6 protein-coding genes are annotated in these 7,216 nt (G+C 65.3%); 1 reads left to right on the forward strand and 5 read right to left on the reverse strand.

Annotation, left to right across the window (positions count from 1 at the left end; genetic code table 11):
- Positions 1–1,429, reverse strand: a 1,429-nt coding sequence (gene xseA, locus V3H18_RS16155; RefSeq protein WP_332083108.1) for an exodeoxyribonuclease VII large subunit, incomplete at its 3' end; no start/stop codon positions are given.
- A 97-nt stretch (positions 1,430–1,526) separates the two neighbouring features.
- The gene (gene glmM, locus V3H18_RS16160) at positions 1,527–2,873 is read right to left on the reverse strand and encodes a phosphoglucosamine mutase (protein ID WP_332083109.1); all 1,347 of its coding nucleotides are present in this window, start codon (positions 2,871–2,873) and stop codon (positions 1,527–1,529) included.
- 167 nt (positions 2,874–3,040) lie between these two features.
- Here glmM and arsC point away from each other — a divergent pair, with 167 nt between their 5' ends.
- On the forward strand, positions 3,041–3,403 hold the full coding sequence (gene arsC, locus V3H18_RS16165) for an arsenate reductase (glutaredoxin) (RefSeq protein WP_332083110.1): 363 nt from the start codon (positions 3,041–3,043) through the stop codon (positions 3,401–3,403).
- Positions 3,404–3,445: 42 nt separating this feature from the next.
- On the opposite strand, the gene ftsH is transcribed toward arsC, so the two are convergent.
- The 3 genes from ftsH to ybgF form a co-directional block, all read right to left on the reverse strand.
- Positions 3,446–5,362, reverse strand: coding sequence for an ATP-dependent zinc metalloprotease FtsH (gene ftsH, locus V3H18_RS16170; RefSeq protein WP_332083111.1), 1,917 nt, complete (start codon positions 5,360–5,362; stop codon positions 3,446–3,448).
- A 199-nt stretch (positions 5,363–5,561) separates the two neighbouring features.
- Positions 5,562–6,569, reverse strand: a complete 1,008-nt coding sequence (gene tilS / locus V3H18_RS16175) for a tRNA lysidine(34) synthetase TilS (protein WP_332083113.1) — start codon at positions 6,567–6,569, stop codon at positions 5,562–5,564.
- Positions 6,570–6,686: 117 nt separating this feature from the next.
- On the reverse strand, positions 6,687–7,216 hold a 530-nt coding region (gene ybgF, locus V3H18_RS16180; RefSeq protein WP_332083115.1), incomplete at its 5' end, for a tol-pal system protein YbgF.

The following is a 7,216-nucleotide window of genomic DNA, read 5'->3' on the forward strand; positions in this document are numbered from 1 at the left end:
CGGCGAATTCGATCGACAGATCCGCTCCGGGCGGCGCCTGCGCGACGCTGCGCGCCAGCGCGCCATTCGCCTCTCGCACCAGCGCGAAGCCGCGCGCGAGAACGGCGCGATGGCTCAAGCTGTCCTGCAGCCGGCTCAGCCTGCTCAACGCCTCGCGGCGCTGGCCGAAGCCGGCGGCGATGGCGAGCGTCAATCGCCGCCCCGCATTGGCCAGACGATGCCTGGCGTTTTCCTGCTGCTGGCCGGCGAGTTTGACGCGCGCCGCCAAGCCTTGCGTCAGCCTCGCGTCGAAGCCCTTGAGCTTCTCGCGCAGGCGCGCGAGCTCCGCCTGCGGCGAATGCCGCGCGAGCAATGTCCCGATGCGCGACAGCCGCAGCTTTCTCTCGTCCATCGTCTGGCGTACGCCGCCGCGCAGCCTTTCGCCGGCGCGATCGAGCCGCTGACGCGGATTGGCGAAGAGCGCGTCGCGCGAGGGGAGCAGCCGCGCGAAAGTCGCAAGCTCATTGCGCCGCCGCTCCATGCCGCGCTGCCTCGCCGCGTCGAGCCGGCGCGCGCGTCCGGCGAGATGCTCGAGCAATTCGGCGCGTACCGGCGCGGCCTTTTCCGCTGCAGCCGTCGGCGTCGGCGCGCGAAGATCGGCGACATGATCGAGAAGCGTCGTGTCGGTCTCATGGCCGATGGCGGAGATGAGCGGTATCTCGCTCGCCGCCGCCGCGCGGATGACGATCTCCTCGTTGAAGCCCCACAAATCCTCGAGCGAGCCGCCGCCGCGCGCGACGATCAGCACGTCGGGGCGCGGAATCGCGCCGCCCGGCGTCAGAGCGTTGAAGCCTGCAATCGCGGCGGCGACCTCCTGCGCGCAGGTCTCGCCCTGCACGCGCACGGGCCAGAGCAGCACATGCCGCGGAAAGCGGTCGTTCAGGCGATGCAATATGTCGCGAATGACGGCGCCCGTCGGCGAAGTCACGACGCCGACGACATGCGGCAGAAAGGGCAGGGGACGCTTGCGCGCTTCGTCGAAGAGTCCTTCCGCGGCGAGCGCCTTGCGGCGCGCGTCGAGCAGCGCCATCAGCGCGCCGACGCCCGCGGGCTCCAGCGACTCGATGACGATCTGGTAGGAGGACTTGCCGGGGAAGGTGGTGATGCGTCCCGTCGCGACGACTTCGAGGCCCTCCTGCGGCCGTGTGCGCAAACGCGAGAACGCCGACTTCCAGATTACGGCGTCGAGACGGGCGTTCTGGTCCTTGAGGCAGAAATAGGCGTGGCCGGAGGCGTGGGCGCCGCGATAGTTGGAAATCTCGCCGCGCACGCGCACGCGGCCGAAGCGATCCTCGATCGTGCGCTTGAGAGCGTTCGCAAGCTCCGAGACGCTGATCTCGGGCGTGTTGGTCTGGGGCGTTCCGACGCCCGTCTCGCTTAATTCGGACATGCGCCCAGATATGGCCTTTTGCGCTCCCTCGCGCGAGAGGACGGAGAAGAAGGCGTCACGCAAGCGCGGCGCCGATGCTTTACGGCGCGCCTCGGCCTCAGGCGGCTTCGGCCGATTCTTTTAGCGCGTCGCAGACTTGCGCGACCAGCGTCTCGACCAATTCGCGGTCGTCGCCTTCGCCCATCACGCGAATGACGGGCTCGGTGCCCGACGGCCGCACGATCAGCCGGCCTGAGCCGCCAAGACGCGCGCGCGCGTCGTCGATCGCGAGAATGACGGAATCGCGCTCCAATTCGCCGCGCTGGGCGCGCACGTTTCGCAGAATCTGCGGGAGCGGTTCAAAGCGGTGGCATACTTGGCTGACCGGCTTGTCGAACCGCTTCACGACGGCGAGCGCCTGCATCGCCGTCACCAGCCCGTCGCCCGTCGTCGAATAATCGGAAAGGATGACATGGCCGGAGGGTTCGCCGCCGACATTGTAGCCCTCCTGGCGCATGCGCTCGATCACATAGCGGTCGCCGACGGCCGTGCGCTCGAGCGTCAGTCCGAGCGAGCCGAGATGGCGCTCCAGCGCGAGATTCGACATGATCGTCGCGACGAGTCCGGGCTTGGAGAGAAGCCCCTGGTCGCGCCAGCTTTCGGCGACGACCGCCATGAGCTGATCGCCGTCGATGAGCTGTCCTTGCTCGTCGACGAGCAGCACGCGGTCGGCGTCGCCGTCGAGCGCGATGCCGACGTCGGCGCGCAATTCGCGCACCTTGTCGCGCAACGCCTGTGGCGAGGTGGAGCCGACCTCGTGATTGATGTTGAAGCCGTCGGGCTCGACGCCGATGGCGATAACCTCCGCGCCAAGCTCCCACAGCGCCTCGGGCGCCACTCGATAGGCGGCGCCATTGGCGCAGTCGACGACGACCCGCAAGCCTTCCAGGCTCATATTGCGGGGAAGCGTCCGCTTGGCGAATTCGATATAGCGCGCGCGCACGTCGTCGATGCGGCGGGCGCGGCCGAGCTCCGTCGGTCCGGCGAGCTTGCGCGTCCGATCGCCGTCCATAAGCTTTTCGATCTCTATCTCTATCTCGTCGGAAAGCTTATGGCCGTCCGGGCCGAAGAGCTTGATGCCATTGTCCTCGAAGGAGTTATGCGAGGCGGAGATCATCACTCCGACATCGGCGCGCATCGAGCGCGTGAGCATGGCGACAGCGGGCGTCGGCATCGGACCAAGCAGCAGCGGGTCCATGCCGACCGAGGTGAAGCCGGCGACGAGCGCATATTCGATCATATAGCCGGAAAGCCGCGTGTCCTTGCCGATGACGACGCGATGGCGGCCTTCGCCGCGGTGAAAGATCGTTCCGGCGGCCTGTCCGACTTTGAGCGCCAGCTCCGGCGTGATCTTCTCATTCGCCAATCCGCGAATTCCATCGGTGCCGAAATAATTGCGAGTCATTTTCGTCTTCCTGGAGGGGCCTTTCGTCGGCCAACCGGCCTCACGGCGCTTCGCGAGGCCTCAGCCTCCCTATATATTGCCGCCAGGCGCAACGGCGTGCGGGCGCGCACGTTGACCAAATAGAGTGATTAATAGAGACCTTGCACATCGATTCAACGGATGTCCAGATGGAAGTGATCATCTACCACAATCCCGCTTGCGGCACATCGCGCAAGGTGCTGGCCGCTCTGCGCGACGCCGGATACGAGCCGCAGGTGGTCGAATATTTGAAAAGCCCGCCCGACCGGGCGACATTGACGAAACTATTGAAGCGCATGGGCAAGAGCCTGCGCGAAATTCTTCGCAAGCGCGGGACGCCTTATGAGGAATTAGGATTAGACAATCCAAAGCTTTCCGACGACGCGATTTTCGAGGCGATCGAAAAGCATCCGATCCTGATCGAGCGGCCGATCGTCGCGATGGGAACGAAGGCGGCGCTGTGCCGTCCCGCCGAAATCGTGCAGGAACTGATCGCGCAGGCGAAGAAATGAAAAAAGCCCGGCGAAATCGCCGGGCTTTTCGATTGTTGTCTCTCAGATCGGATGCGGCTCCAACCCCCCGACATCGGGTTCGGGCTTCTGGCCCGTCGTCGGCACCGCCGAGCCGCGCGGCGGCTGGGGCGCCGAAGGCGTCTCGTCGCGCACCGGACGCTTGCCGACGAGCAGGCCCTTGATCTCTTCGCCCGTCAGCGTCTCGAACTCCAGCAAGCCATTGGCGAGCGTATCGAGATCAGCGCGCTTCTCGGAGAGAATCTGCTTGGCCTTGTCATGACCTTCCTGCACAAGCCGGCGCACTTCCGCGTCGATCGTCTCCTGCGTCTGCTCGGAGAAAGTCTGCGTGCGGCCGAGCGAATAGCCGAGGAACTGCTCTTGCTGCGGATCGGCGTAGGCGACCGTGCCGAGCTTGTCCGAAAAGCCAAGCTGCGTGACCATCGCGCGGGCGATGCGCGTCGCCTGCTGGATGTCGGAGGCGGCGCCGGAAGTGGTTTTCTTGGGGCCGAAAATCAGTTCCTCGGCGACGCGGCCGCCCATGGCCATCGCCAACATTGCGACGAGCTGTTGGCGGGTCTGCGACACCTGATCGCGTTCCGGCAGGCCCTGCACCATGCCGAGCGCGCGGCCGCGCGGAATGATCGTCGCCTTGTGGATCGGAATCGATCCCGGCATGTTGAGTGACACCAGCGCATGTCCCCCTTCGTGATAGGCGGTGAGTTTCTTCTCCTCGTCCGTCATCACCAGCGTGCGCCGCTCAGCGCCCATCATGATCTTGTCGCGCGCGTCCTCGAACTCCTGGTTCGTCACGATCCGCTTCGACCGCCGCGCCGCAAGCAGCGCCGCCTCGTTGACGAGATTCATCAAATCGGCGCCCGAGAACCCCGGCGTGCCCCGCGCCACCACCTTCAGATCAACGTCCGGCGCCAAAGGCACCTTGCGGGCGTGAACCTTGAGGATCTTCTCGCGCCCGATGAAATCCGGGTTCGGCACCTGGATCTGGCGGTCGAAGCGGCCCGGCCGCATCAACGCCGGATCGAGCACGTCCGGTCGGTTCGTCGCCGCGATCAGGATGATGCCTTCATTGGCTTCAAACCCGTCCATCTCCACGAGCAACTGGTTCAGGGTCTGCTCGCGCTCGTCATTGCCGCCGCCAAGACCGGCGCCGCGGTGACGGCCCACCGCGTCGATCTCGTCGACGAAGATGATGCAGGGCGCGTTCTTCTTGGCCTGCTCGAACATGTCGCGCACGCGCGAGGCGCCGACGCCGACGAACATTTCGACGAAGTCGGAGCCCGAGATCGAGAAGAAGGGCACGCCAGCCTCGCCGGCGATGGCGCGGGCGAGCAGCGTCTTGCCGGTGCCGGGCGGGCCGACGAGCAAGACGCCGCGCGGAATGCGTCCGCCGAGGCGCTGGAACTTTTGCGGATCGCGCAGGAATTCGACGATCTCCTGGAGATCTTCCTTGGCTTCGTCGACGCCGGCGACATCCTCGAAGGTCACGCGTCCCTGCGTCTCAGTGAGCAGCTTCGCCTTCGACTTGCCAAAGCCCATCGCGCGGCCGGCGCCGCCCTGCATCTGGCGCGCAAGGAAAATCCAAATGGCGAGAAAGGCCACGAGCGGCAGCGCATTGAGCAGCAGCGTGAAGAGGAAGCTGCTGCCTTCATTGTTCGATTTGGCGCTGATCGACACGCCCTTGGCCTGCAGCCGCGGCACCAGATTGGCGTCATCGGGCGCATAGGTCGTGAAGGGACGATTGTCATTAAAGTGGCCGACAATCTCATTGCCGGCGATGGTCACGTCATGTACGCGGCCCTGATCGATCTGCGTCAGCAACTCGCTGTATGAAATATCGCGGATGGGCGTGCGCTGGCCCGGCTGCTGAAACAGCATCACGAGCGCCACGACCAAAAGGCCGATGATGGCCCATAGCGCGAGATTCCTGAAGTGTGCGTTCATTGGGAAAGCCTGTCGAGGAGCCGCTCGGTCGGGCTTATCCCCCGCAGCGCTCCGGTCATCCGCCTAATTTAGGCGCGCCTCGCCCCCTTGCCAAGACTTGCTTGAAGAGAGGGGATAATAGGACCGCATGCTTGGCCGTTCGTCGCTCGCGCGATAAATGCGCCACAAATAAGCGGAATTAAAGATGAATGCTTACGCGCTACGATCGGCGCGGGGGCGCCGGGCGAAGCCGCAGGCGTCCCTCGCGCGCCTCGATCAAAATATCGGCCAATGTGATTCGCAGCGGCGCGCGCGCGACAAGCGCCGCGGCAAGGCGGGCGCACGCGCGCTCCAGCCGGTCGAGCCGCAAGGCTGGCTCCGGCGAAAGACGCGACATCGCCTCTACGAGCGCGCGCTGCAGAATGTCGAGCGGACTTTCAATGAGCGCGCCGCCGTCGAGTTCGACGCATCGCGTATCGCTACTTATAAGCGCGCGCTCGAATGTTTCATGCGCGCAATGCGTCAGCGCCGCGTCGGCGCGCGCGGCGCGAGTCCCAAGGCGCAAGAGCGCGTCCACATCGAGGCCCTGCGCGGCGAGAAGCGGCGCGAGTTTACGCAGCCTCACGCGCGCATAGCTTTCATCGGCGTTGGACGGATCGCGAAAGAACGTCTGGCCCGCGCGCGCGCAAATGTCTTCAAGCTCCCCTTTCCTGAAGCCGAGAAGCGGGCGCGTCAGCGCGACGTCGCCGCAGCGCGCGATCGGCGCCATGCCGGCAAGCCCCGCGACGCCGGAGCCGCGCGTCAGCCGAAACAAGATCGTCTCCGCCTGATCTTCCGCATGATGCGCCGCGACGATCGCCTGCGCGCCGATGCGTCTCGCGCAGTCCACGAGCAGCGCATAGCGCGCATCGCGCGCGCGCTCCTGAATGCGCGTTTTTGGTTTCGCGCCCTCCCATGTCAGCAGATGATGCTTGAAGCCCTGCGCCTTCGCCCAGCGTCCGACTTGCCTTGCTTCCGCGCGCGACTCCTGGCGTAAGCCGTGATCCACCGTCGCGACGGCGATGTCATGCGCGTCGCGCAGACGCCATTGCGCGCAAAGCGTCATCAGGGCGATGGAGTCAGGACCGCCGGAGACCGCGAGCAGCAGCGACGGATAGGGCGTGAGCAGAAAAAGCGCTTCTTCACGTTTTTGCTCGATCGTGGAGGTTTCCTTGGCTTCGCGCGGCATGCGCCAGATCATGCTGCATTTAGGCGGAATCGCCCAATGCAGGTAACGCGATCGACTCCAAAAATGTAGAGCGCGCTTTACGGGAGAAACCGGATTCGCAGCGCGATCGCGGCGATCCTAGCATTGGATCTTCTTGCTTTCGCGCTGGGCGGCGTCGCGAATGCGGCTCGTCGCCCTGGGATATTTGGCGTTGATCTCGGAATAGGAGGCGCAGGCCTGTTCCTTCGCGCCCATGGCGCTCAGCGATTGGCCAAGACGCAGCAGCGCCTCTGGCGCTTGCGTCGACTCCGCGTATTTCGTCGAGATTTCGAGATATTTTTCCGCCGCCTCGCGATGACGGCCGCGCAGAAAATAACTCTCTCCCAGATTGAAGGTCGCCGCGGGCGCAAGCTTGCTCTTGGCGTTTTTGGTCAGAAAGGCCGAGAGCGATTTTTCAGCTTCCTCATATTTGCCCGCGCGCAGCGACGCCACCGCCAGATCATATTCGTCCTTGGGGCCGGGCGGCGCGAGGGGCGGCCGCTCGGCGATTTCGGCGCTCGCCGGTTGATCGCCGACGAGCCGCCCATGGGCGATGTCAAGCGGCTGGCCGACTTCGCGCACGGGCGGGCCGCTCGTCACGGAGCCCGCGGGACGCGCGGCGAGGTCGA

This window comes from Methylocystis borbori, assembly GCF_036576025.1.
GTDB lineage: Bacteria > Pseudomonadota > Alphaproteobacteria > Rhizobiales > Beijerinckiaceae > Methylocystis > Methylocystis borbori.